Consider the following 25,211-nt stretch of genomic DNA (forward strand, 5'->3'; position numbering starts at 1 on the left):
GCGTGGCTGGACCTCTCGCGGTTCACGAGCGGACCGCCCCGGCCGTAGCCTCGATCACCGTAGCCTCGATTTCCGCGGCAGCGCGCTCGGCAGCACCGGCGGTCTGCCAGCGGGACCACTCCGGACGCAGCGAGCGCGCCTTCTCGAGCAGGCCGGGCCACGCGTCTGCGGCGGGCCAGCACGTTTCGACGACGGCGAGGCCAGCTTGCGCGAGGGCTTGGGCGGTCTGCGCCTGTTCTTCAAACGGACGTTCCTGGGGGATGATGACGGCGCGTGCATTCGCAGCAGCCAGATCCGCGATCGAACTCTGGCCGGCCCAGGCGACGACGATGTCCGCGCGACGGAGCTGCACCCACGGGTCTTCCGACCAGCCGCCGCCGAACCCGGGTATACCGAGGGCGCTCCAAGTGTATCCCGGTGTTGCTGCGGCGGCCGCGGTGATGGACTCCGCGGTCACGTCGCTACCTCCGGCGCCGCCCAGCACGAGAACCTCGGGACGCGCGTTTCCCGAGCGGGCGGGACGGTCGGACGCAGCGGCGGGCAGGTCGGACGCAGCGGCGGGCAGGCTGGGCGCGGCGGCGGGCAGGCTGGCCGCGGCGTCGTCGAGGCTGGGAGTAGCGTCCTGCCTGCCGGCAAAGCGGCTGATTCCCCCGACGTAGGCGACGCGCGGCAGGGCGTTCAGGTGGGCAGGCCGCATCAGGTCGCCCGGCCACGGCGCGATGACCGAGGTCGCGGCGCGAAACGCGAGGTCATGGGGGATGTCGTCGCGCGTGCCTGGCTGCGTAATCAATACGGTCGGGATCCCCAGCAGTCGCACGAACAGGGTGACCTCCGCCGAGACATCCACCACAAATGCGCTGACCGGGCTGTGATCAAGCTGGGTAGCAATCGCGGTCAGGCGACGCCGGTGCCCGTTGTGCAGCAGTGGTGCCCAGTGCAGCAGGCCGCCGGCGTCGGTGTTTCTGTGCCGGACCGGTCCGCCCGTTTCTGGTTCTTCGGCGTCGTCGCGGTCGAGCAGCACCCAGCGGCAGTTGGCCGGCAGGGTGGCTGGCTGCGGAAGGGAGCTGAAGCAGACGATCTCGCCGGCGACATGCGGAGCGATTGCGAGCAGCCGGCCGAGGTGGCCCCGTCCGTGGTGGTGGACGTACCAGCCGATTCGCGTCACGCCGCCTGCTCCGGGAGCGAGTCCAGCGACCCGAGCGAGTCTGCGCCGGCCATCAGCCGCGCGAAGTGCGCTTCGAGCGCCCCGATGCGGGCGGTAAGTGAAAAGCGCGCGATCGCACTCGCGCGCGTGGCCTCCCGGAAGCCCGACTCGGTGCGCGAGCGGGCGATGAGCGCGTGCGCCGCAGCAGCAAGCCCGGCGACGTCGCCGCGGTCGGCGGTCGCCATTCCCACACTCCCGCTGGCGATCTCGGAGACGCCGCCCACCGCGAAGCTCGCAACCGGGGTGCCGCACATAAGGGCTTCGGGCGCGACGAGACCGAATGGCTCCTCCCACGCGGGGGTGCCGATGGAGCAGGCGCTTCGCCCCACGACATCCGCCAGCTCCTCGGGAGAAAGGTGGCCAACGTATCGAATCGTGTCACTGAGGCGGGGAAAGAGGTGCTGTTCGGCATACCGCTCGTCACCGATGCGCCCCGCGATGACGAGCGGCAGACCGAGACGCTCGGCGACGTCGATCGCGAGATGCGGCGCCTTCTCTTCGACGATGCGTCCGAACCACACGAGGTTCTCGCCCCCCTGACCGAGCGGCCAGGCTGCCGGATCCACCGCGTTGCTCAGCACGGTCGACTCGATCCCGGCGGCGGCCCACTGGGCGCGGGTGTGCTCGCTCACCGAGAGGAAGTGGCTGGGCCGACCGGTCCCGGCCCGGTGCGCCGCGGCCAGGTGGGCTTCGACCATGTCCCGGTCCACCGGGGTGTGCAGCGTCGAGATCATCGGCACCCCGAGCTCGGCCGCGCGGCGAAGCGGAAGGCTGTGCAGGCAATGGTTGGAGATGACGTCGAATCGTTCCGGATGCGCCGCGATTACGTCAAGGGCATGTGCCAGCGCGGGAACAGACGACGTCTCGTAGCTCGCCGGGTAGGTGTCATCCGTCGGGTGAGCGCCCTCCGGCCAGGTGAGTGCGGGGGTGGTAAACGGGCTGCCCGCAGTGGTGCCGTCCGAGCCCTCCGCCGCGATGATCGTGACCTCGTGTCCTCGCGCGCGCAGCTGGTCGGCCTCGTTCCACACCGCGGACTCCAACCCTCCGGCGTGCGGACGGCGAATCGGAAACCGGAGGGGAGCGATGACAACGATACGGAGGCGGTTCGCGGCCATCACGATCGGAGCTCGGATGGTGTTCTGTCGAGAACGAGCTGGCGGTAGAGCGCCGCGTGCGCGGACGTGAGCGAGTCGCGCTCCGTCTCGCGCTGCGCCTGCCGCCGCCGCACTTCTGCCGCCCGGTCGTCGGAGCCCGGTCGGGTTGCGCGGGGTGAGTCGAGCGCTGCCGCGATGGCCGCGGCAAGCGACATCCCATCCGACATCCCATCCGGCTCTGCAGACGGCGCTACAGAACGCTCCGCGGAGAATGACGCAACGCTGCCATCGGCGTGCTGCTCGGCGTAGAAGCCGAGCGCCGGTGCGGCGATGCCGGTGCCGAGGTCCCAGCACAGCTCCAGCCAGCCGGAGTGCGTGCCGTGCCGGTAGGGCAGCACGCAGACGTCCGAGCCCGCAATCGCGTGGGCCAGCGCGGAATCGTCGAGTCGGTCGTGCTCGAGGAGCTCGACTCTCTCGCTGCCGGCGGTGATCGCCCGGATCTCGGCGCGCGCGGCGGCATCGCGCACCCGGTGGTGCATCCGCACGAGGGCGGTCACCTCGCGTCCGGCGCGGGCGAGGTCGTCGATCGCGCCGCACAATGCCGTCACCATGGCGACGGAATCGATGTTGGAGCGCAGGTCTTTGAGGTGCATTTCGACACGATATGAGGCGGATGCCGGGGGCTGCGGCATCGCGGAAGCGTCCGACACCACCGCAGGGTGAGGCAAGACGAGAGCGGAACGGCCCCACCGGCGCTGGATCTCGCGGGCGGCCCCAGCGGTGAGGGTGATGAGCGCGTCCGCGGCCGGGATCAGAACGTCGAGCTGCTCGCGGTAGCCGCTCTGGTCGCTGTCGCTTAACTGCGGGTGCTCGAGGTCGTGCACGGTGAATACCACCGGCCAGCCGACGTCGTGCGCCGCCGCCACGCAGGCCGCGAGGTGCTCGGGAGTGAACGACTCGGTGCCGAAATGGATGTGCACCAGGTCCGCCGCGGACGCGTTATCGCGGATCCAGGACGGGTCCAGCGCAACGGGAGGCCACCACTGGCCAGCGGGTACGCCCGCGGGCACCGGATCGGGCAGGACCGTGATCCCCTCGGACCCGCTGACCCGCTGGGGATAGGGGTGCGCTGCCGGAACGGATACCACTCTGATGCTGGGCTGGGACGGAGTGAGCGGAGCAGAAGATTTACCCAGGAGAGTCGGAGTCGTCCGGTGCAATACTCTCCCTCTCGCTCGTAAGCGCTCAAGGCAGAGCGCATTCAAAATATACGGGCCGCCCCTAGCGGGAATGGGGCCTTGACACTATGTGAACGGGATAGTAGGCATGCGGGATGCCCTCCGTGCCTACAGGCGCGCGTACTTCGCCCGGGCGAAGCAGTACACGCCGTAGAAGATCAGTCCGAGCGCGACGAGGGTGAGGATAGCGACACCGAACGGCAGCGCAACCAGCGACTTGAGCGCACCGTCCAGACCCGTCGCGGCCGAGGGGTCGGCGGTCGCCGCTGCGATTCCGAACAGGCCCCCGACAACAACGAGCGCTATTCCCTTGGCGATGTAGCCGCCGACACCGAGCACGACGATTGCCGTGGTCGCGGCCCCCCGCGGCTCCGCGATGTCCGAGAGGAACTTCTTGCGGGCGCCCTTGACGATGAAGTAGACACCGATAGCGGCGATGGCGAGCGCAACCGCCACGAGCGCGAACACCCCACCGGGAGCGGCGAGCAGGCTTGCGCTCAAGTCCTGCGTCTGGCCGGAGCTGTCGGAGCTGCCGCCGCGCGCGTAGGTCGCGGCACTCGCACCGACGGCGAGGTAGGCAATGCCCTTGCCGCCTTCCTTGGCGCGATCGACCCAGGCGTCCTTGTCGGTGCCGCGGACGAGCACAGCCTCGAGCAGCTGGAACAGGCCAAGCGCCAAGAGCCCGATCACCACCACGACGAGAACAAAAACCCCGCCGGGGTTGGCCGCGAGCGAACCGAGCGCGCCGGACTGATCGGCCTCGCCGCCACCACCGAAGGCGACGCTCAGCGCGATTCCCCCGATCAGGATGTGCAGGAGCCCGTTCATCGCGAAGCCGCCGCGGGCGAGGACTTTCAGCACGGGACTGTCCTGCATACGGTCGGCCGCGCGGCGCGACGAGGTTGCGGCGGCGGAGGCTGCGTCGGAGGCATCGTTCAGATCAGGCATGCCCCAACATTAGGGCCCAACCGATGCGGACTCACCCCAGCAGGGGTGAGTCCGCATCGCTCAGCTGTGTTGTGCGCGACTGCGTCGCTGGGCGCTGCGACCCGCGAGCAGCAACAGGCCACCCAGGAGCAGCAGCAGCGACGCCAGCAGCGCGGGCGCTCCCACCGAGCCCACACCGGTCGACGGAAGCGCGCCGGTGCGCACGGGAGCATCAAACGTGTTCACGGCCGCAATCGTGAGCACCTGCTCCCGTTCTGGCGAGCCAGCGGCAACCGGCTGCGCGTCGGCGAAGGTAGACGGGGTCACCGTGCTTCTGGTGGCGCCCCCCGTTTCTGTTTCGACGCCGAAGCAGCGTGCCCCCACCGGCAGCCGGAGCGTGTCGAGACGAATGGTTTCATTCGCCCCGATGTCAACCTTGCCGCTGAACACGGTGGCCAGTGTCTCGTCGCCCGGAGCCGTGTCCGTCTGAACGACCACGGGCACCTGGCAGGTGACAAGCACGGTGAAGGTTGCGGAAGCAACGGCGGGCGTGCCCGCGAGAGCCCCCTCAGCCTTCTTGCTCAGCTCCACAACGCCGCCGGAGAAGGCGTTCACAACCCGACAGTGACCGTGTTGTCGGTCAGCGGGTCAGCGACAACCACCACCGTGACGGGGTCAGGAACGGTGTCCGCCCCTCCCGCGTCCGTCTCGGTGACCACACACTCGGCCCCCAGGGGAAGGCCGGTGATGGGTTCTGACGTGATCGTGTCCGCGTCGCCCACTGCTCGGAGCGTGACATCCCCCGTATAGACGTGGTCGACGCCGTTGAAGGAACAGTCCACGCTGAACACGTAATCGCGGTCGGGGTTGGCCGCCACCCCCACGCCGGTGAGCGTCTTGGTGATCACGATCGAACCCGCATCGAACCGGTTGGTGACCACCACCGGTGCGAGATAGACCCCGCCGGTGTCCACGGCCGGAATCACCACCGGGGTGGACGGCGTGATGCTGGTGTCGGTCGCGCCACCCGCGTTCGTCTCGGTGATTGTGCAGGCTGCCCCCACGGGTGCGGCGACCTCCTGCGTCTGCGCACCCCGGAAGGTCAGCGTGAGCGGGAAGCCAGAGACGACCGCCCCGTTGTATTCGCAGCTGACCCTCACCGAGAACGGCCCGACACCGTAGGAGGCGGCATCTCCCGTCACCGCTTTGGTCACCCGCAGAACGCCCATCGGGTAGCTATTGGTGATGGGTGCCGTCGCCACCGGGATCGGGGCGGGGGCCGGCGTACCGAAGTGCGGTTCGATGGTTACCCGGTGGGCTGTTGCGCGCGAGGGGTGGTCGCTTACAGCACCCTTCGCGTCGCTCTCCCAGACAAGACACTCCGCGCCAGCCGGTATCGCGTCAATGACCTTCTTGGCGCCGACGGAGAGGCGCTCCGTACCGGACGCGACCACGGTTTTTGTGGTCCCGTCGCCGGGAGCGATGGTGCACTCGTACTGGAAGGTGTATTTCAGGTCACCGGTTTGCACCTTCGCGGGGTTTGCGCCCAGCGTCTTCTCGAGCACGAGCGACCCGTAGCTCGTCGCCACACCGACCTTGATGGGTTCGATGGGGGCGAGAATGCGGGCGCTGCCGTCGCCGCGCTGGGTCACTTCGCTGTGCGCGATCGAGTTCCACGCGATGGTGGGGTCGCTCACCTGGGTGACGCGGAGCGGTGTCACCATCTGGAACGCGATGGTCACGCCGGCTCCGGGGGAGAGGGGTTTCTGCGAGAAGTCCATCGCAGCCTGGAATGCGGTCGCGTCTGCGGCAAAGGTCGGCGTCCAGTCGTCGGGCGCACAGGTGCCCGGCGTTCCGTAGTCGATGTCCTCGGTGCAGAGCGTTTTGCCCGAACTATAGTCGAGCGCGAGAGCAGACCCGCCGCCCGTCACCACGGGTGCCGCAGCGAGGGTCGGACGGTTATCCCACTGCGTTCCCCGGTCGGCGCCGAGAACACCGGTGTCTCCCGCGGCCGGGAGGCGGTCGATGATCGTCATCTGGGTGCCGGGCTCGGTGCCGGCGTTTCTCACCCGGATGAGGAAGTTGATCGGGTCGCCGGGATTCACGAGAGCGACACACGGGGTTGCCGTGTAGGTTTCGCCATTCTCAGTGAAACTGGGGCAGCTTGCGTCTCCGATCGGAACGGGCCGGGCGCTCTCGCCGTTGTACCAGCCGAGATCGTGATTGCCGGCGATCCACTTTCGCGACTCGAACGACGCACCGGCGCGGGTACGCGCGGTAGCGGTGTCGGTGCAGAAGGTGCCCACGCCGAATGAACCGTCGCCCGACGTTCCATCACCCTTCTCGCAGGCCAGCCCCGCAATGGGGGAGCCGGCCGCCATGGTGTTGGTGAGCAGCTGGCCCGCCAGCACGCCGGGCTCCAGCTTCATCTGCACCACGATGCTGAAGGTTGCCCCCGGGGCGAGCATCCACGCACCGAAGTCAAACGTCGCCTGGGCCACGTGCTCGCCCTCGCGCACCACACTGAATGTGGGCGCGGGAACTGCCGGAGTTCCGGCGGGCAGATCGACGGCGGTGATACTGAAGGGCTGGCCGTTGTCGCCCGCGTACTCCTCGTCGAAGCTCAGGCCCGCAGGAATCGAGTCCACCACCCGCAGGTTCGGAATGCTGGCGGTTCCCGTGTTGGTGACCTTCAGGGTGAACGGCACTCGTTCCCCGGGGGAGATCACGGCGTTCGGGGTCTTGTCGACGTCCAGACGCGGTGTGCCACCGTTCAGTTCCAGGGTGCTGGTGACCGGGTCGGTCTTTTCCGTCACTCCGGGAGCCTGAAGCCAGGTGGCGTAGAACCCGGTCGCCGTATTGTGAATGGGGCTGGCGACCGCGGTCGACGCGTCGCTGCGCAGGGTGGCGCGTGGGGTGACCCTGAACGTGACTTTTCCCGTGCAACGCTCGTCGCCGCACGGCGTGAACACGTGACCGCCGTTGGCTGTAGACGTGCTGCCGAACGTTGCACGGATACCCGTCACCTCGCCCTCGGCGACGCCGGTGGGCAGTGCTGCGCGCTCCGCCGGCACTCCGCGTACCCAGGCGCCCTTCACATAGGCGTCGATCCGGACCGTGCTTCCAGAGGCGGATGCCGCGGGCGGGGTCATCGCGGTGAAGTCCACAAAATCGACCGACTCGAAGAACTTCGTGTCCCCGTCTTCGATGCCCAACTCGCGGGCGCTGAGGTTTCCGGTATTGCGAACCGTGAGGTTCACCGAGGTGTACTGCTCGGGCAGACCCGCGACCCGCACCGGCAGTGCGCTCGGGGTGATCATCTTGTTCACGGAGGCGCCGTCTGCCGTCGGCCCGGTGCTGGTGGCCGGCGAACAGGCGGGTTCTGCACCGACGTAGCCCGTCGCGGTCAGCACGAAGCAGTTACTGAGCGCCGTGCCATCGGGCGTACCCGAGCGGCGCTCGGCGGTGAGGTTGAGCTGGAAGTACTGGGTGGTCGGAAGCTCACCCGCGAGTGAGGCGCGGATTCCGGTCGCACGGTCGAGCAGCGCTGCGTTTGCGGGATCGAAGGCGACCCACGCGTCGGCCGCCGGATCAAACACCTCGATCGTTGCCTCCCCGGTTCCGGATGATTTGGTCACCGCGGCGTCCACGATGCGAAGAACCGCGAAAGGGTTGCCGGCCACCGTCGGGCGATCGCTCGCGTCGACGGGGGGATCGGTGATCACGGGAGTGGTGAGGGGCAGATTGCCACTGTTGGTGAAGCGGAGCGTGAACGGAATGGGTTCACCGAACGGGATGCTGGCGCGCCCGACGGTCTTGACCCCGGTACCGGCCAGGTGCGCTGTTTCCACGGCGACCGTGTCGCAGGCATTTGCCGCCGATGCGCCCGTGCCGTTCGTGGTGTTCGCGATACCGGACACCCGGGCGCAGTTGTCGACGCCGGCGCTGCTGCCGCCGGCCAGGTCGTCGTTGGTCACCAGCGCGTTGAGGAGTCCGGACAAGCCGAGCGATGCTGACGCACCGGGAACGATGGTGGCCGCGCCTGCGGCTCCCCGGTAGGTGACCGAAACGCTCGTGATGCGCACGCCCGGGCGGGCGGCGTCACTGATCAGGGTGTTCTCCGTGTGGGTCGTGGTGGTGGATGAGCCGTCGGAGTAGCCGATCAACAGGAGAGCGGATGCTGCGCCCTCGGGAAGTGTGAGACGCACGATCTCCGTGTCGAACTTTGCGAATTCGGCGGGCGCGGTGGCCGCCGGTTCGGCGATGGTGACCTCGGCGAGAGCAAACGGCGATTCGTTGGTGGCGCGCACCACTGCGGACACGGGTGAGCGCTTGTTGATGACCGCGTGCTCCCCGGCATCCCGCGAGAAATTCTGATTGGTGTCGGCAAAGAACGACTTGGTGGCGGTGAGAACCAACGTGTCGGGAAGGATGTCCTTCGACGCGCAGGCAGCGGTGCCGACCGTGGTCGCGCCCGTGGAATCTGTCGCGCTGGGGGTCGCGCAGTTGGCCACCGTGGTGCGTTCCGTTGGTTTCTGCTCCGCGCCCGTCGAGCGGATTGTGCTGCGGAGGGCGAGGGTGAGGTCGATGAAGCCCGCCGTCGCTGAGGTGGGGATCGGGGTTCCTGCGGAGTGGGAGAACACGACCCGTACGCCCGTGATTGTGGCGGGGTCGACCCCGGCAGGGAACGCGAACGCTGCGGCCGCCGTCAGGGTACCGCCGCCCGTGTACGCGCCGTCGGCGCACTCGAGTGTGGGGTCGGTGCAGAAAAAGACCTGCGCCCGATCCGTGCCGGCGGGCAAAGACACGAGTGCGACCTCGCGCAGGTTGAACCGATCGAATACCTCAGATCCGTCGTCGGTAACGGCGAGAGAAGTAACTTTGGCTGAGCTGGACGACGCGTTGCGCACACCCAGGTGCACTGTGCTCGTCGCCGCACTTCCGGCGACGGCCGCTGATCCTGGCCACTGCTTGGTGGCAACGGGCGTGACCACACGGGGAACGGTCACCTGAACGACATCGGTCGCCGTCTGGGGCGTCGCATTGTCGGCGGTCACGGTGGCGCTGTTGCTGATGGAGGCGCCGTCGAGGAGCGGGGTGTCCGCGGGCAGCGTCATCTTGATGTCGAGTGTCTCGTTGGTGCCGGCGAGCAGCCCGGTGCCCGTCGGATTGTCGAGGCGCTGCTGGTAGACGATCGTGAGCTTGTGCGACGCGCTGTCGTAGGTGACCAGGCGTGACGGTGTCGAGGTGGGCAGGCTCGCGACATCCACCACCAGCTCAGCCGGGAGAGTGTCTTCGAAGGTGAAGTTCGCGCAGTCGATTTCGATGCTCGAGCAGGAGAGGTACAGGGTGTAGTTGATGTCGTCCCCCGCTTGCAGCGGCGCACCGGCGAGATCGTTTGCCTTGGTGATGGCGAGCGTGGCCGTGCCGGCGGCAATCGCAGCTCCGGCGGGCACGGTCATGGTGGCGAGAACCAGGGCAGCTGTCACTGCAGCGATCACGGGTTTTCGGCGCGACGAATAACGGGTACGTAGCAAGGGACTTACCTCCGGGTAGTAAGAATCGATGGGGCGCGCAGGTCCCTCACGGGAGTGCTGTCGTGCGCCGCACGTCGAGAGCATTCGCCCTCTTTTATAGAGAGGGACTCAGCTCAAAAACGTGACGTTCCGTCAGAAAGAATTTACCCAGCGGTAAAGAAGGTCGAAAAAGTCGGCCCAAATCGCCCCGTTAGAGGGTCAAAATAGCGAAGTCCGAGCGTCACCAGGCCCGCGCTGGTCGTGAAGTCGCCCGACCAGGTGCCATCGTCGCCGATGCGCATTACGTCCGCGCGAGGTGATCCGTTGACGACGCGCTGCACCGACGCTCCGGGCTCGCCGCTGAACGAAATTCGCAGACCCGCAGCAAAGACCGTGCTGCCCGCGAGCGGGCTGGTGAGAGTCGGCGGCTGTCGGATCGTCACCGCGACGGAGGGGCCAATGGCCGAGGTGCGACCCTCGAAAACCTGCCTGACGGAGAGCTGCGTTGTGCCGGCGCGAATCTCTCTCAGGTCGATGATGCTCCAGGTCCCGTCGGACGACGCGGTCGCGGAGGCGAGAACGCGGAGGGAGCTGTTGACGAGCTCCACCCGGGCGCCGATCTGGGCGCGCGTGCCCGAGATGATTGGGAGGACGAGTTCGAGTGGATCGACGTCGACTCGCATTGTCGGCGCAGCGAGCGGTGTGGGTGCGGGGGGTGTCTCAGGCTCAGGCTCAGGCTCAGGCTCAGGCTCTGGCTCCGGTACCGGAACGGACGGTGGAACGGGAGTGGGCACGGGCACGGGCACGGGCACCGGCGCGGGTTGCGGAACTGGTGTGGATGCAGAGCCTGGATTCGGGCTCGGCGCGGTGGTCGAGGCGCTCGCCGGATCGTCGTCCGGGTGGTGTCTCGATGACGAGGGTGGCTCGTCGGCCGGGATGGGTTTCGCCGAGGGAACGGGTGTCGCCGTGGGAGTCGGCGTTCCCGTGGGGGTCGGTGTGGCCGAAGGCGTGGGCGCAGCCGTTGTGGTCGCCGAACTTTTATCCTCAGCCCTGATGACCTCGGGTGGTGTGGCCTCCGGGAGGACGGCCGGCTGGAGCACCGCGACGACAACGAACCAGGTGGTTGCGAGAGCTGCTGTCGCGCCGAGGCTGATCGATGCAACCACAGCTCCGGTTTTCGCGGCGACCGTCGTGGTCACGCCCACGTGGGCCGCTGCCACGAGTCCGGGCTCTCCCAGGCTCTGATGAGCAAGGGCTGACCCGCCCAATAGTGCGGGAAGGGTGGCCCAGATCAGTCCGGTTGCCAGAGCGCGTGCTTCGTCAGCGGCTCGCCGACAGCTCGCGCAGAGTGCGAGGTGCTCGTCCACCTGGCGCGCCGCCGCGGGCGACAGGGCATTCCGGGTGTGCAGGATCACCTTCTCCAGCACCCGGGAACACTCTTCGGAACCGGCGCGGGTGAGCTGGCGCGCTATCCACGCGTCTCGGAAGCCGCGACGCGCCCGCACGAGCAGGGCTGACGCCGCGTTTGCGCTGAGTTTCAACCGGGGAGCGATCTGGCGGGGCCGCAATCCCTCCACGTCGCTCAGCCAGAGGGCGTCGCGCCAGCGTTCCGGAAGCTCCCGGAACACCTCCGCCACCAACGTGCTGTCGGCGCGAGACTCCGCCATCGTGGCAGAAGAGGAGGTCACGAGCGCGTCATTCTCCGAGGTGCTGGGATCATCCACCGAGTACGGTCGCGGCGCGCGACCCCACTCTTCGGCGAGGTGGCGCACGGTGGTGACCAAATAGGCGCCAAACGCCGAGTCCGGCCCGCCGCCGCGGCCAATGATGCCCATGACCCGGACGAACGCTTCCGCAACGAGATCGTCGGCATCGAGCGAGGGAAACTGCTGTGCCTGGGCCCGAGCGCGCTTGACATTGTTTCGCCACAACGCGGCGAACGCGTCACTGTCACCGGCACGTGCCCGGGTGAGGAGCGCCGCGTCACTACCCTCAGCGTCACTATCCTGAGCGTCACCGCCCGGAGCGTCACCGCCCGCAGCGTCTCTGCCCTCAGCGTCGCTGGCCCCCGCTCCGGTGGTCTGCGCCGCGGCATCCCCCTCGTTATTCGAGTCAAATGATGGGCTCGGAGGAACCGAAACGTCCTCTCCGCTGGGCGGATTCGGCGAGTCGGGGCTCATTTACCAAATTTTGTCTCATTAACTACCGTGAGCACCAGAGAAACTTGACAACGTTTCGTTTTTTCCTGCCAACGCTGCGGCGGGGTTGATGTCGATTCACCGAGACTCCGGCACGGGGCCTAGCCAGCAGAGGTGCAGAATTCTATGTTGAGGGTGGCGCAGCTTCCGCAGCAGGCGGGGTGCCCGATGTGTGTCGTGAGGATGTCTGTCGTGAGTATGAAAATGCAGAGAATGTTGTTCTCCGTGGCCGTGCTGGCCACTGCGCTGGTCTCCGTGGGCGCCCTGCCCGCCTCGGCTGAGGAACCGGTCGAGCTCGGGTCGACCCACGTCGTCGACGCCGCGGGCGTGCTGGGCGGCGACACCGCTGCTATCGAGGAGGCCGCCGACGAGCTCTACAACGCCGACGGAATCGACCTCTACGTTGTCTACGTCGACCAGTTCACGGGCCCCGAAAACGCCGCGGACTGGGCAAACAGCACGGCCTCCCTCAACAACCTCGGCCCCACCGACTACCTGCTCGCCGTCGCAGTCGGCGGGCGCGCGTACTACCTGTCCGGGGATTCGGCCGGCCCGGTCAGCGAAGACCAGCTCGCGAGCATCGAGAACGACCTGGTCGAGCCGCAGCTGCGCGAAGACAACTGGGAGGGCGCCGCGATCGCCGCGGCCGAAGGGCTCGGTGACGCCGTCGGGGGCGGAGGCGCCACGGAAAGCGGTACAGGCAGCGGCTTCGGCGGCGGCCTGATCGTGGTCGCGCTGGTTGTGCTCGCCGGGTTTGCCCTGATCGTGTTGCTGATTGCCCGGTCCCGCCGCAAGTCTGCCGCGGGCGTCCAGAGCGGTGAGCGGCGAGCGGGTTCCGCGGCGGTCCAGCCGCCGCCCATTCCTCTCGCCGAGTTGCAGCAGCGAGCGGGCAGTGCCCTCGTGCAGACGGATGATGCGGTGCAAACCAGCGAGGAAGAACTCGGTTTCGCCATCGCCTCCTACGGCGCCGCTGCCGAGCCGTTCACCCGCGCCCTCGCCCTGTCGAAGACCCAGCTCGAGGAAGCATTCCGGCTGAAGCAGAAGCTCGATGACGCCGAGCCGGACTCTGAAGCCCAGGCCCGCGACTGGAACTCCCGGATCATCGAGCTCTGTGAAGAAGCGAACGCCGTGCTCGACGAGCAGGCAGACGCGTTCGACGAGTTGCGCGAACTTGAGAAGAACGTGCCGACCGCCATCGCCGCCGTGCGGGCTGACCTGGCCGCGACAGAGCCCCGGATCGAGGCCGCCCGCGCCACCCTGCAGGCGCTAAGTCAACGATTCACCGACACCACCCTGAACACCGTCGCCGACAACCCCGAGCAGGCGGCCGAGCGGCTGACCTTCGCGAGCACCGCCCTTGCCGGAGCCGAGGAGGATGTCGCTGCCGCCGAACTGAGCGAGGCAGCCGTCGGTGTCCAGGCGGCCCAGGAGGCTGTCGCGCAGGCGCAGCGTCTGCTCGACGCCATCGACAAGGTGGGCACCGACCTCGCGGCCACCCGCGCGGCGATCGATACCGCCATCGCCGACCTGCAGCGTGACCTCGTGGACGCCCGCGCCCTTGCTGCGGCGGGTGACTCGCAGGGTTCCATTGCGGCGGTCGCATCATCCACCACCACAGCCGTCGCCGAAGTTCAGCGCCAGCTCGGTGCTGAGGCCGTCGATGCTCACGGCCTGGCCCAGCAGCTCGAACTCGCCAATCGCGACATCGACGGTGTTCTCGCCGCGGTGCGCGACCGCCAGTCGCAGGACCGCCGGGCCAGCGCGGCCCTCCGGCAGGTGCTCGGGTCCGCCGAGAGCAAGGTGTCGGCGGCGACCGACTTCATCTCCGCGCGCCGAGGGGGCGTCGGGGCAGAGGCGCGCACCCGTCTGGCCGAGGCCAGCAGGCTCGTGTCCGCCGCCCACGCTGCCGCCCCGACCGACCCCGCGCTCGCGCTGGCGCACGCCCAGCGGGCCGACGACCTCGCCGGCCAGTCCATCCAGCTCGCCGAACAGGACGTCAGCGGGTTCAGCTCTAACATGGGCGGGTTCGGCGGTATGCCCGGGACGGGCGGTGGATCGAGCGGAAACGGGATGATGGGGGCCGTGCTGGGCGGCATCATCATCAATTCCGTTCTCGGTGGGGGCAACCGTGGGGGAGGCCTGTTCGGTGGCGGCGGCTTCGGTGGAGGCGGTTTTGGTGGTGGAGGCGGCGGGGGCGGCTTCGGCGGGTTTGGCGGCGGTGGCGGTGGTCGCGGCGGCGGAAGTCGCGGACCCGGCAGCTTCGGTGGCGGCGGCACCCGCTCCCGCCGCGGCGGCGGCCGGTTCTAGCCCGCCAGGCTGGCCGAAGTATCACCGGGCAGCGACTGGCTCCGGCATCGTCTCTCGCACGACGTTGTTCGGAGTTTTCCTCGGTAGCGTACTCTTCGTTCGGTCGGTTGTGACGACGGTGGTCGCAAGAAAGTAGGGATTCGATGAGCGGAAACTGGGGCGAAAGCACGGTCATGGCGCGCCTGCGCGCCGGGTCGCCTCAGCTCGGACCCAGCGAAAGACGGGTCGCCAGCGTCATTCTGGCGCGACCCTCCGAGGTCACCGACTGGTCCACCTCCGAGCTCGCTGCCGCCGCTGAGACGTCGGCCGCGACGGTCATCCGTGCCTGCCAGAGCCTGGGCTTTCGGGGCTTCCAGCACCTCCGCCTCGAACTCGCGCGGGCGGCGCCCTCGCTCCCGGAGACCAACGATGATCCGGTTGGCGTGCTGTTCGACGAGGCGGTGGACGCCCTGCGGGTTGGGCGCGAGAGCGTCGATCCGGGCGCCGTCGAGGCGGCGGTGCGCGCGCTTGAGGGGGCTCGCCGCCTGGTGTTGGTGGGCAACGGCTTCTCGTCGCCGCCACTGCAGGATGCCGCACTGCGGTTCAGCACGATCGGTCGTTCGGTCGAAGCCCCGAGCGATGTTCTCGCGCAACAGTTCGCGTCGCATTCGCTTGCCCCGGGGGATGTCTGCCTGGCGGTGAGCTACTCGGGAGCAAACCTGCATTCGCTTGCCGCCTGCCGCGCTGCGGCGGATCGGGGGGCGACGGTGATCGTTATCACCAGTTTTGCGCGGTCCCCGCTTGCGCGCCTCGGCACGATCGCCCTCGTGACCACACCCGTGGGCAGCGCGCACGGCATCGATCCGTTCCTGAGCCGGCTCAACCACATGGTGATCCTCCATGCGCTGCATTCACTCCTGGCGCAACGGATCGGTTCGGACGTCGTGGAGATGCGCCACGTTATTGCCGAGGCTCTCGCCGAGGACGAGTAGCTCTGCGGTTCGCCGTGCCGTGCGGGTTCGTCGTGACTACGCAACGTTCGTCGCTTAGTTACTCCGACGTAACCCGACGTTCATCCCGTCCGCTCACGCTGGCTCAGTAACCGCATTCCGCGCTCCGTGGAATGTACGGAATGGGAGGCGGTGGGTCGGTGCGCAAGTTCGTGAAACTCCCCCTCAGTGACGGCAGCGCGTTGGGCACGCCACTCGCGGGTGCTGTGGCATGAGCGCGGACTCCGGGCGCATCACGATCCTGCACGTGAGCGACGTGCACGCAACGAACGGCGAACTCCTCTACGGCGCCGTGAACGGGCTCGAGCGGCTTGCTCTGGTCTGCTCCTACGCGCTCGACGCGGGCATCACCCCCGAGGCGGTGGTGGTCACCGGCGATCTCGTGCAGCGGGGTCACGCCGCGGCGTACCCGGCACTGGCCCGGGCGTTCGCCCGCCTCGAGGACCGCATCGGCGCCCCGGTGCTGACCGCGCTCGGTAACCACGATGACCCGGAGGCGGCCAGGGCACTCGCGCACCACGAGAGTGCGCACTACCGAGCCGTCATTCTCGACACCGTGCGGATCCTAATTCTGGACTCCAGCAGCGGCGCTCTCGGAGACGAGCAGCTCGGCTGGCTCCGCGGCCAGCTTGCCGTTCCGCATGCGCTCGGCACCGTCGTCGCCCTGCACCACGCACCGCTCGGCTCGCCGCTTCCGACCCTCGCAAAGCAGGGGCTCCGCGACGGCTCGGAGTTGCTGGACGCGCTCGTGCACACCGACACGCGCCTCGTGCTGGCCGGGCATTTCCATCATCCGCTGTCCGCAACGGTGCGCGGCATCCCGATCTCCGTAGGACCATCGCTGGCTTATCACCAGGTGATGAACGCAGGCCCCAACGTGGTGAGCGGCCACGACTCGGCGATGTTCTCACTGGTGCACCTCACCGCGGACTCCGTGAGCGCGACCTCGGTGAGCATGCGCACCCCAGAACCACTGTTCACCTCCCAACACACCCCTCCCCACCACCAAACACACCGAAGGACATCATGACCCGCATCACCCGCACGACCGCCGTCTCGGCCCTCGCGCTGTCAACCATCCTTCTTGCGGGATGCAGCGCCGCCGAGCCTGCCGCGCCTGCCACCGACGACGCGCTCGAGCCCGCGACGATCACCCTGTACACGTCCGAACCGCAGGAGAAAGCAGACGCCCTGGTCGCTGCCTTCAACGAGGTGCACCCCGAAGTCACCGTCGAGGTGTTCCGCGCAGGTACGGGCGACCTCACGGCGCGAATCGAAGCGGAGCGCACCTCTGGCGACGTGCAGGCGGATGTGCTGCTCGCCGCGGATTCGGGAACGTTCGAGGACTACGCCGCCGAAGACCTGCTGCTGCAGTACTCGCCCGCCGACGTCGATGCTCTCAACCCCGATGTCGTTGACCCGGACGGCTACTACACCGGAACGCGGATCATCCCCACCGTCATCGCCTACAACACGGGCATGATCGACGACGCACCCACCTCGTGGGTGGAGCTGACCAACGCCGAGTACTCGGGCCAGATCGTGATGCCGAACCCGGACGTGTCAGGAGCCGCGGCCTACAACGCAGCAGTCTGGCTCGCGGAGCCGGAGCTGGGCGAGGCCTGGCTCACCGAGCTCGCCGCGAACGAGCCCGTGATCGCCGACAGCAACGGTCCCGTCGCGCAGGCGATTGCGGCGGGCACCCAGCCCGTGGGCATCGTCGTTGACTACCTCGTGCGCGAACTCGCCGCGCAGGGCTCACCGATCGCGGTGTCGTACCCCACCGAGGGCGTGCCCTACGTGTCCCAGCCGGTGGGAATCTTCGCCAGCACCGACGCGCAGGCCGCATCGGAGGCCTTCGTAGACTTCCTCGTCAGCGAGGAAGGCCAGAAGCTTGCCGTCGAGCAGTCCTACCTCCCCGTGCGCTCCGACGTCGGAACCCCCGAGGGTGCCCCGTCGATGGATGACATCGCCGTACTCTCGCCCGACCTCGAGACCATTCGCAGCACGCAGGACGCGGCGGTCGCGAAGTTCAACGAGCTGTTCTCGTAGACGCTCGTCCACGAGCAACACCCGTATTGAGGTAGTCGTACTGTAATGAGCGCAACACGTAGCAACACCCTTGCGGGTTCGGCCGATTCTGGCCGGACCCGCAAGGGCGTGCGCCCGGGGCAACCGGAGCCCGGCCGACGCAGACCCGATGGTGTGACGATTACCCGCACCCTGCTGTGGCTGGCGTGCCTGGCACTCGTGGTGGTGCCGCTCGGCACGGTGCTCGCCCTTGCCGCCGGTGGTAACCACCTCGCCCTGCTGCTCGAGGGCGACGTTCTCGAAGCCGGCGTGAACAGCCTGGTCTCGGCCGTGCTCTCGGCGGCGGGCGCCGTTGTGGTCGGATCCGCCCTGGCGATCCTGTTCGACCGCACCGACCTGCCGGGGCGGCGGGTCTTCCGCCTGCTGGCGCTCAGCCCCCTGCTCGTGCCTCCCTTCGTCGGTGCCATCGCCTGGATCGGCATCGCCGGGCCCACCAGCCCGGTCAATCTCTGGTGGCGCGACGAGTTCGGCGGGCCCCTCTGGATCATCTACGGCGGCGACGGCGTGGTTTTTCTCCTCATCGTGCACAGCTACCCCATCGCGATGCTCGTCGTATCGGCTGCCCTGCGCCGCATCCCCACCGACCTCGAACACGCGGCGCGCATCGGCGGCGCATCGGCCCTCCGCGCGCTGGTGAACATCACACTGCCGCTGCTGCGTCCGGCGCTGCTTTCCTCCTTCACCCTGATCGCCGTCTCGAACCTGGCCGACTTCGGGATTCCGTCGATCATCGGCCTGCCCGAGCGCTTCGTCACGCTCTCCACCCTCGTCTACCGCTACATCCAGTCCGGCACGGTGGATCGCCCGCTCGAGGTAGTCGCCACCATCGGCGCGGTTCTGCTCGTGGTCGCTTTGGCCGCCCTCGTGCTTGACCTCGTGGCATCCCGTCGTCGCTGGGAATTGGACTCCTCGACCTCGACGCCGCAGCGCCTCCCGCTGGGGCGTGGCCGCGTTGTCGTCGCCGTGCTCACCTGGACGTTTGTGCTCACGATTACCGTCCTTCCCCTGCTCGCGCTGCTCAGCCAATCGCTGTTGCCGGCTCCGGGGGTGCCGCTGACGCTGGAGAACCTCACCCTCGACAACATCACCAGGGCGGTCACCGCGCGAGGAACCGTGACGGGCGCGACCACCTCGATCATGCTCGCCACCCTGGCCGGCCTGATCTGCGGCGTCCTCGGTCTTGGCATCGGAACACTGGTGACCCGCACGAAGGCCCGCGACAACCGGGCCCTGCACGCGCTCGCGATCCTCCCGCAAGCGATACCCGGGCTCGTGATCGCCGTCGCGTGGCTCGTCATCGCGCCGCGCATCGGACTGTTCAACACCCCGTGGCTCATCCTCTGCGCCTATATCACCTCGTTCGTTGCCCTCGTGGTGCAGGCGGTGGCCGCGCCCTTGAGTGCGACACCGCTGACGGCGGAGGAAGCGGCCCGGGCCTCCGGCGCAACGAGGCTGCGTGCGCTCGTTGACATCTCCTGCCGGATGGCCATTCCCGCAGCCGTGTCCGGAACGGTGCTGGTCGCGCTCACCGCGGTTCGGGAACTCACCCTGTCGGTGCTGCTGCTGTCACCCGGCGCACAGACTCTGGGGGTGGCGATCTTCAACCTCCAGCAGGCCGGTTCGTACAACACCGCGTCTGCACTGTCCCTGATCATCACGATAGTGGGCCTGGCCGGGCTTGGCTTCGCCGCCCGCTCGCCCCGCTGAAAGGTCACCGTGGCTTCCGTATCTCTCGACTCCGTTACCCTCCGCTACCCGTCGGGCACCGTCGGTCTTGCCGACATCGACCTGCACATCGCCGACGGCGAATTCGTCGCACTACTCGGGCCGTCCGGCTCCGGCAAAACCACGCTCTTGCGCACCGTCGCCGGTTTTCTGACACCCACCGCTGGCACGATTCGCATCGGTGACCGCACCGTGGCGGAGGCGGGCAAGTCTGTCCCGCCGGAGCTGCGGGGGCTCGGCATGGTGTTTCAGCAGCACGCCGTCTGGCCGCACTGGAACGTCGGGCGCAACGTGGACTACCCGCTGCGCCGCTCGGGTGTTGCCCGCCGGGAGCGGACCGAACGGGTGGAGAAGGCCCTCACCCTCGTCGGACTGGAGGACTTCGCACGCCGAGATCCCGCGACGCTCTCGGGCGGCCAGCGCCAGCGGGTGGCGCTGGCGCGTGCACTCGTCGCCGAGCCGCGCGTGCTGCTGCTCGATGAGGCACTGTCGGCCCTTGACGAGCCCTTGCGTGATCGGCTCAGGATCGAGCTGCAGGCGCTCACCCGCCGGATGGGACTCACGGTTCTGCACGTCACTCACGACCGGGACGAGGCCCTTGCCCTCGCCGACCGGGTGGTCGTGCTCGATTCCGGTCGGATCCAACAGATCGCCACGCCCTCGGAGATGCTGGCCCGCCCGGCGTCTGCGCTCGTCGCTCGCTTTCTGTCCGATGCAACCACTATCACCGGGATGAGCTCCGCGGACGGTTTCGCGGCGGCGGGGCATCCGCTCATCGTGCAGCCATCCCGCCTCGAGGGCGTGCGCTCAACCGGCAGCTGCGAGATCGCGATTCTGCCCGAGGACGTCGAGATCGCGCCGGCCTCGGGATCGGGCGGGCGTGATGCCGGTACCCGTTTTGTTGCGAACGAGGCGACGGTGGTGTCGTCGCTGTTCGGCCGGGACGGCAACGATGTGGTGCTCGACTGGGACGGGCTGTCGCTGCGGTGTCGCAGCCGCAGCCATCGCCCCGTCGTGGGGGAGCGGGTCACGGTGTCTGTCGCGCGTGCCATCGTCTACGCTCTTGCGCCCGCGGTCGCGACTGAGCCGACCCTCGAGCCCGCACAGCTGTAGCGCCGCCTGGTCCTTACGCCAGCACACTGCACGCCTGGCACGGAACAGAGGAACGGGCGCGTGGCGAGCATTTCTGCTCACCACGCGCCCGTTCCGATTGGGGTGTTGCTCGTACCGTTGTGGTTCTCGCTGCAGCCGTTACGCGCGAGGCGCGGTCACGACCTCGGGTACCGCAGCGGGAGCGACCGGATGGGTGCGCTCGAGCGAAGCACCCTCGACGTCAACGTTCGGCAGAATGCGGTCGAGCCATTTCGGAATCCACCACGCGGCGTCGCCGAGCAGGTGCATCACGGCGGGGATGATCAGCAGGCGCACGATGAATGCGTCGAAGAGCACACCGATGGCCAGTCCGAAGCCGATGGACTGGATCATCACCGAGTTCGAGAAGACGAACCCGGAGAACACCGAGGTCATGATGAGCGCCGCGGCGATCACCACGGTGCGACCCGCGTGCACTCCGCGCTGCACCGCAAGCCGCGCAGGGGTGCCGTGGGCGTACGACTCCCGCATGCCGCTGACCAAAAACAGCTGGTAGTCCATGGCGAGCCCGAACAGCACACCGACCACAAGGATCGGCAGGAAGCTCAGGATGGGGCCGGGATCGTGCACCCCGAAGACCGGCGCGAGCCAGCCCCACTGGAACACGGCGGTGATGGCGCCGAAGGACGCGAACAGCGACAGGACGAACCCGAGGGTCGCGGTAATCGGCACGAGGATCGAGCGGAACACGAAGATCAGGATGATCAACGACAGCCCGACGACCACGAGGAGATACAGCGGCAGGGCGTCGGCGAGCTTCTCGCTGACGTCGATGTTTCCTGAGGCGTTGCCCGCGACACCGAGTGACGCGACGCCGTCGATCTCGAGCCCGCGCAGATCGCGCACGAGCTGCTCTGTCGACTCGCTCGTCGGTCCCTCGCCCGGGATGACCTGGAACGCGAGGAGCAGGTCGTCGTCGGACGCGCCAATCGGGGCGACCGCGACCACATCGTTCTCCGCCTTGAGGGCGGTTCCGATGCGTACCTGCTCGGCGACCAGCTGGTCCTCCGAGACGGCGGTTTCGAGGTCGGCGACGACAAGCAGCGGACCGTTGACTCCGGCACCGAACTTGTCGTCAACGAGCTTGTACGCCTTGTAGGCACTCGAGTCGACCGGTTCAGACGACCCCGCCGGCAGGCCGAGGCGCATCGACAGCGCGGGGATCGCGATGATGAGCAGCACGGCAACGCCAGCGACAACCGTCACCACGGCGCGCACGGTGTTCATCGGCTTGCTCGGCACACTGGCGTGGTGATCGGCGTTGCCGATGCGGGCGCGCGCCTTCTTGGTCAGGATTTTCTCGCCGACCAGGCGCAGCAGTGCCGGGGTTAGCGTGATAGCGATGAGGATCGCCACGAACACGCAGACCGCGCCGACCGTTCCCATCAGCCCGAGGAACGGGATTCCGGTGAGGTTGAGGGCGAGGAGTGCGATGAGCACCGTGGCGCCCGCGAACACCACCGCGTTGCCCGAGGTGCCGTTGGCCAGGCCAATGGACTCGTGCAGCTGTACACCGCTCCGCAACTGGGTGCGATGCCGGTTGAGAATGAACAGCGAGTAGTCGATTCCGACCGCGAGACCGAGCATCACACCGAGAACCGGCGTGACCGAAATCATCTCCACGGAGCCGGAGAGAGCGAGAGAGGCGAGCACACCCACACCCACGCCAACGAGGGCGTTGAGCAGGGGGAGTCCCGCGCCGATCAGGGTGCCGAGCATGATGAACAACACGAGTGCGGCAACGATCACGCCGCCGATCTCTCCTGGGCCGAGCACCTCGGGGATGGTGGCGGCGATATCGTTCGATACCTCGGCGACAACACCGTCGATGTCAGCATTCGTCATCTCTTCGACGACAGCTTCCTTCGACTCGGCGGGGACCGCGTTGAGGCCGGTATCGAACTGGATGCTGGCAACAGCGGTGGTTTCGTCTGAGGACACCTGGCGGATCTCGGCGGCGAGCTCAAGCAGGTCTGAGCCGTCCTCCAGAGTGGTGCTCTGCGTCTCAAGCTCGGTCCGACCCTGGTCGAGGGTCGTCTGCTGGGTGGCGATTGCGGCCGCGCCGGCCTCGATCTCGGCCTGCTGCGCGGCGAGCTGGGTCTCCGCGGCGGCGAGCTGTCCGGCGGCCTCTGCCTGGGCGCGCGCGGCGTCGAGCTGCTGCCTGCCCGCGGCGAGCTGGGCAGTAGCGGCGTCGATTTGAGCCTGGCCGGCGTCGAGTTGCGCCTGCGCGTCAGCGATCTGCGTGCGACCATCGGCGACCTGCTGTGCCTGGCCGTCGAGCTGAGCCTGGGTCTCAAATGGATTTGTGGTGGATGTCACGTTGTCCAGCTCCGTGGTGCTGGTCAGCAGTTCACCGATCGCGGCCTGCTGCTCGGCAGTGAACGCGGAGTCGTCTGTGGTGGTGAAGACGACCGTGCCGCGCCCGCCGCTGGCTGCGGGGAACTTCTCGGCGAGCTCGTCGCTCACCTTCTGGGTTGCCGTGCCGGGGATACTCACGGACGAGGTGAGCGTGCCGCCGAACAGCGCGAACGCGCCGCCGGCGAGGCCGAGTATGACCACCCACGCGACTATGACCAGCCACGCGCGGCGGGCGGAGAACCGACCAAGTCGGTAGAGAAGGGATGCCATGTTCCTCAGGTTCTTTCGTGTTAGGCGGTGACGGGATGGTGCGTCTCGCGTCGCGTCGATGAGAGCGGAGAGGTGAAGCGGGTGAGGTGATGCAGGGCGGTGCGGTGGTGCAGGGCGGTGCGGTAGTGCGTCAAGCGGGCAGAAAAGAGTGTGGGGGCGGTCAGGCGGGCGGTGCGTATCCGGCGCGGACGCTGGTGATGAGCCGGTCGAGCAGGTCATCCCAAACTTTCCGCGAGGCCTCGGTGAGTTCCGCTCCGGTCTGCACCATCCAGTACCGGCAGACGACGGCGATCCCGTTCATGAGCGAGGTGACCATGACGGCGACCTCGAACTCGTCGAGCTCGCGGCTGCGCTGCGCCATCTCCGCCGACAGCTGCTCGGTGGTGCGGGTGAAGACGTCCTGCACGGCCATCTGCGACTTTCCGGCGTTGTCCTCGTCGGAGAGCACGCGCCAGAGGTAGGCGACCACCGTCGGGAGGTCCATATTGCGCAGCGTCGCAGTGATCTCGTCGAACAGCGCGACGCGGCTTCCGTCGCCCACCGGCATGGCCGCCGTGGTGGCCCGGAACTCTTCGACAGCATCGCTCACTACCCGCGTGCAGGTGGTCATGATCACGTCGTCAAGCGATGAGAAGTGATTGAAGACAGTGCGGCGGGCGACATCCGCTCGCTTGGCAAGCTCGTCGACGCTGAAGCGAGGCTTGCCGCGTTCACGAATGAGCGAATCGGCGGCGTTCAGGATGGCCTGGCGGTGCCGGGCTTTGAGCTCGGCCCGTCGATCGGGGGCGATGTCCTGAATCACGTATCTACACTAAGTGCAACGACGCACGAAGTGCAGCGGAAAGCGAATGCCGCGGCTGCGACTTAGCTGTGAAGAATCAGTCACGGTTCCGCTGTAAGTGTGCGCGTGCCTTCATCCGGTTGCCGCGGGTCGCCATGGAGCACCATTTCGCGGTGCCCGGTCGGCTGCGGTCGAGAAGAACTAGCCGGCATTCGTCGTTGCCACAGGGGCGGAGTCGCCCCGGGTGTTGGCGGATCACCTCGGCCCAGGCCAGGACGAAGCTGATCTGGTGATTCGGGGCCGAACAGAACTCGCAGACGGAAGCCGCGCTGCGACCCGCGCTCGAGCGCGAGGCTGTCGAGTGGCAGTACCGCACGGCGTCATTGACCCGTCGCTCGTCGACCCGGACGCCTGGGAACACGACCTCCCCCTGCTTGCCCGTCCCGGTGTTTCCCAGGCGCAACTCGCTCTGTTCGCCGACTACGCCAGTAACCGCGTGCTCTGCCCGCGCGTGCACGAGTGGCTTCGCGAGAGCGCCGTTCCTGTCCTCGCCGTGTGGGGCCGCAACGATGAGATCTTCGCGGCGGCAGGAGCCGAGGCCTTCGGAAATGACAGCCCAGACGCGGAGGTGCTTCTCCTCGGCGGCGGCCATTTCATGCTCGAGACGCACCTCGAGCATGTGGCCGGGGCGATCGTGGCCTGGGCCGATGTGCACGGCCTGTGATGGTGGAAGACCCGGGGTCACCGGCGCCGAACCGCTGCCTGACTGATGAGTGCCTTCGCCGCGTGGAGGGCACCCAAAAGTTGGTCGACGCCGCTGTGCAAGCTGCGTTGCCCCCGGCCGTCGCGCCTTGAGGTGTAGGAGGTTGCTCCGCTGCTCGGTACGCAGCTCAGGATCCTGTTGCCTCACTGCAGAGGACAATCCGCATAGGGGAAGTGGTCAAACGGTTCTGCAGAATGCTCGTATTAGCGGCAAGTCGCAATGTGCCGATATTGACCGTAAGTGCGACACAGAACCATTGGCCACAGAGACGGGCTAAGCGGCAAACGTCGCCCAGATAATACCAGCCGTACAAATCACTAAGCCGACTGTCGCTACAACTAGTGCTTGAGAGGCCGAATGAATCCGCTCAGACATCTGCTGGTCGAGACGGGCCCGCTGCTCTATCACCCAGATGTCAAGTGACGACCCTGCACCCCACAGAACATCCTTACCGCCGACACGTTGCAATAACTTATTGATCCGCGCCAGCTCTTCCGCTGTGGGCTCTGGTATTTGGTGTGACATCAGTGATCGTCGCATGTGGTCAATGCTCCCACTCAAGCTAACGACCTGACGAGAAGAGACATCACCGCACAAT

General features: G+C 67.7%; 17 protein-coding genes. 7 read left to right on the forward strand and 10 right to left on the reverse strand.

The features are described 5' to 3' along the window. Positions 1–22 precede the first annotated feature (22 nt). From B0I08_RS12860 to B0I08_RS12890, 7 genes are all read right to left on the reverse strand, one after another. Positions 23–1,165: a glycosyltransferase gene (locus B0I08_RS12860; RefSeq protein WP_106213447.1), complete on the reverse strand. Its 1,143-nt coding sequence runs from the start codon at positions 1,163–1,165 to the stop codon at positions 23–25. Then, positions 1,162–2,319, reverse strand: a complete 1,158-nt coding sequence (locus tag B0I08_RS12865; RefSeq protein ID WP_106213449.1) for a glycosyltransferase — start codon at positions 2,317–2,319, stop codon at positions 1,162–1,164. The genes B0I08_RS12860 and B0I08_RS12865 overlap by 4 nt, the downstream gene beginning before the upstream one ends. Next, entirely contained in the window at positions 2,319–3,446 is a 1,128-nt protein-coding gene (locus B0I08_RS12870; RefSeq protein WP_181243406.1) for a glycosyltransferase, read from the reverse strand. Before B0I08_RS12870 ends, B0I08_RS12865 begins: the two co-directional genes overlap by 1 nt. A 198-nt stretch (positions 3,447–3,644) precedes the next feature. Beyond that, positions 3,645–4,484: a DUF1206 domain-containing protein gene (locus tag B0I08_RS12875; protein WP_181243407.1), complete on the reverse strand. Its 840-nt coding sequence runs from the start codon at positions 4,482–4,484 to the stop codon at positions 3,645–3,647. Between the two features lie 60 nt (positions 4,485–4,544). Beyond that, positions 4,545–5,078 (reverse strand): DUF5979 domain-containing protein, encoded by a 534-nt coding sequence (locus B0I08_RS12880; RefSeq protein ID WP_106213453.1) that lies wholly within the window; start codon positions 5,076–5,078, stop codon positions 4,545–4,547. Continuing rightward, positions 5,075–9,952 carry a DUF5979 domain-containing protein gene (locus B0I08_RS12885; RefSeq protein ID WP_181243408.1) on the reverse strand — a complete coding sequence of 1,626 codons (4,878 nt, stop codon included), beginning with the start codon at positions 9,950–9,952 and terminating at the stop codon, positions 5,075–5,077. Before B0I08_RS12885 ends, B0I08_RS12880 begins: the two co-directional genes overlap by 4 nt. Before the next feature lie 191 nt (positions 9,953–10,143). After that, positions 10,144–12,159 (reverse strand): sigma-70 family RNA polymerase sigma factor, encoded by a 2,016-nt coding sequence (locus B0I08_RS12890; RefSeq protein WP_106213457.1) that lies wholly within the window; start codon positions 12,157–12,159, stop codon positions 10,144–10,146. 231 nt (positions 12,160–12,390) lie between these two features. On the opposite strand from B0I08_RS12890, the gene B0I08_RS18195 reads away from it, so the two are divergent. The 6 genes from B0I08_RS18195 (at position 12,391) to B0I08_RS12920 (ending at position 20,402) form a co-directional block, all read left to right on the forward strand. After that, positions 12,391–14,484, forward strand: coding sequence for a TPM domain-containing protein (locus B0I08_RS18195; RefSeq protein ID WP_281260220.1), 2,094 nt, complete (start codon positions 12,391–12,393; stop codon positions 14,482–14,484). 143 nt (positions 14,485–14,627) lie between these two features. Then, a complete protein-coding gene (locus B0I08_RS12900; RefSeq protein ID WP_106213459.1) occupies positions 14,628–15,455 on the forward strand; it encodes a MurR/RpiR family transcriptional regulator in 828 nt (275 codons plus the stop codon). 229 nt (positions 15,456–15,684) lie between these two features. Continuing rightward, positions 15,685–16,503, forward strand: a complete 819-nt coding sequence (locus B0I08_RS12905; protein ID WP_106213461.1) for a metallophosphoesterase family protein — start codon at positions 15,685–15,687, stop codon at positions 16,501–16,503. Then, positions 16,500–17,525 carry an ABC transporter substrate-binding protein gene (locus B0I08_RS12910; RefSeq protein WP_106213463.1) on the forward strand — a complete coding sequence of 342 codons (1,026 nt, stop codon included), beginning with the start codon at positions 16,500–16,502 and terminating at the stop codon, positions 17,523–17,525. The genes B0I08_RS12905 and B0I08_RS12910 overlap by 4 nt, the downstream gene beginning before the upstream one ends. A gap of 45 nt (positions 17,526–17,570) precedes the next feature. Next, positions 17,571–19,271, forward strand: a complete 1,701-nt coding sequence (locus tag B0I08_RS12915) for an ABC transporter permease (protein WP_106213465.1) — start codon at positions 17,571–17,573, stop codon at positions 19,269–19,271. A 9-nt stretch (positions 19,272–19,280) separates the two neighbouring features. Continuing rightward, on the forward strand, positions 19,281–20,402 hold the full coding sequence (locus B0I08_RS12920; RefSeq protein WP_106213467.1) for an ABC transporter ATP-binding protein: 1,122 nt from the start codon (positions 19,281–19,283) through the stop codon (positions 20,400–20,402). Between the two features lie 138 nt (positions 20,403–20,540). On the opposite strand, the gene B0I08_RS12925 is transcribed toward B0I08_RS12920, so the two are convergent. The 3 genes from B0I08_RS12925 to B0I08_RS18085 form a co-directional block, all read right to left on the reverse strand. After that, on the reverse strand, positions 20,541–23,069 hold the full coding sequence (locus B0I08_RS12925) for an MMPL family transporter (RefSeq protein ID WP_106213469.1): 2,529 nt from the start codon (positions 23,067–23,069) through the stop codon (positions 20,541–20,543). Between the two features lie 160 nt (positions 23,070–23,229). Continuing rightward, entirely contained in the window at positions 23,230–23,871 is a 642-nt protein-coding gene (locus B0I08_RS12930; protein ID WP_106213471.1) for a TetR/AcrR family transcriptional regulator, read from the reverse strand. Between the two features lie 76 nt (positions 23,872–23,947). After that, positions 23,948–24,271 (reverse strand): CGNR zinc finger domain-containing protein, encoded by a 324-nt coding sequence (locus B0I08_RS18085; RefSeq protein ID WP_245884800.1) that lies wholly within the window; start codon positions 24,269–24,271, stop codon positions 23,948–23,950. On the opposite strand from B0I08_RS18085, the gene B0I08_RS17905 reads away from it, so the two are divergent. Continuing rightward, the gene (locus B0I08_RS17905) at positions 24,212–24,574 is read left to right on the forward strand and encodes an alpha/beta fold hydrolase (protein WP_219905662.1); all 363 of its coding nucleotides are present in this window, start codon (positions 24,212–24,214) and stop codon (positions 24,572–24,574) included. The two genes, B0I08_RS18085 and B0I08_RS17905, sit on opposite strands and share 60 nt — an antisense overlap. Positions 24,575–25,211 lie beyond the last annotated feature (637 nt).

Origin of the sequence: Glaciihabitans tibetensis (genome assembly GCF_003003265.1) — a bacterium.
GTDB classification, from domain to species: domain Bacteria; phylum Actinomycetota; class Actinomycetes; order Actinomycetales; family Microbacteriaceae; genus Glaciihabitans; species Glaciihabitans tibetensis.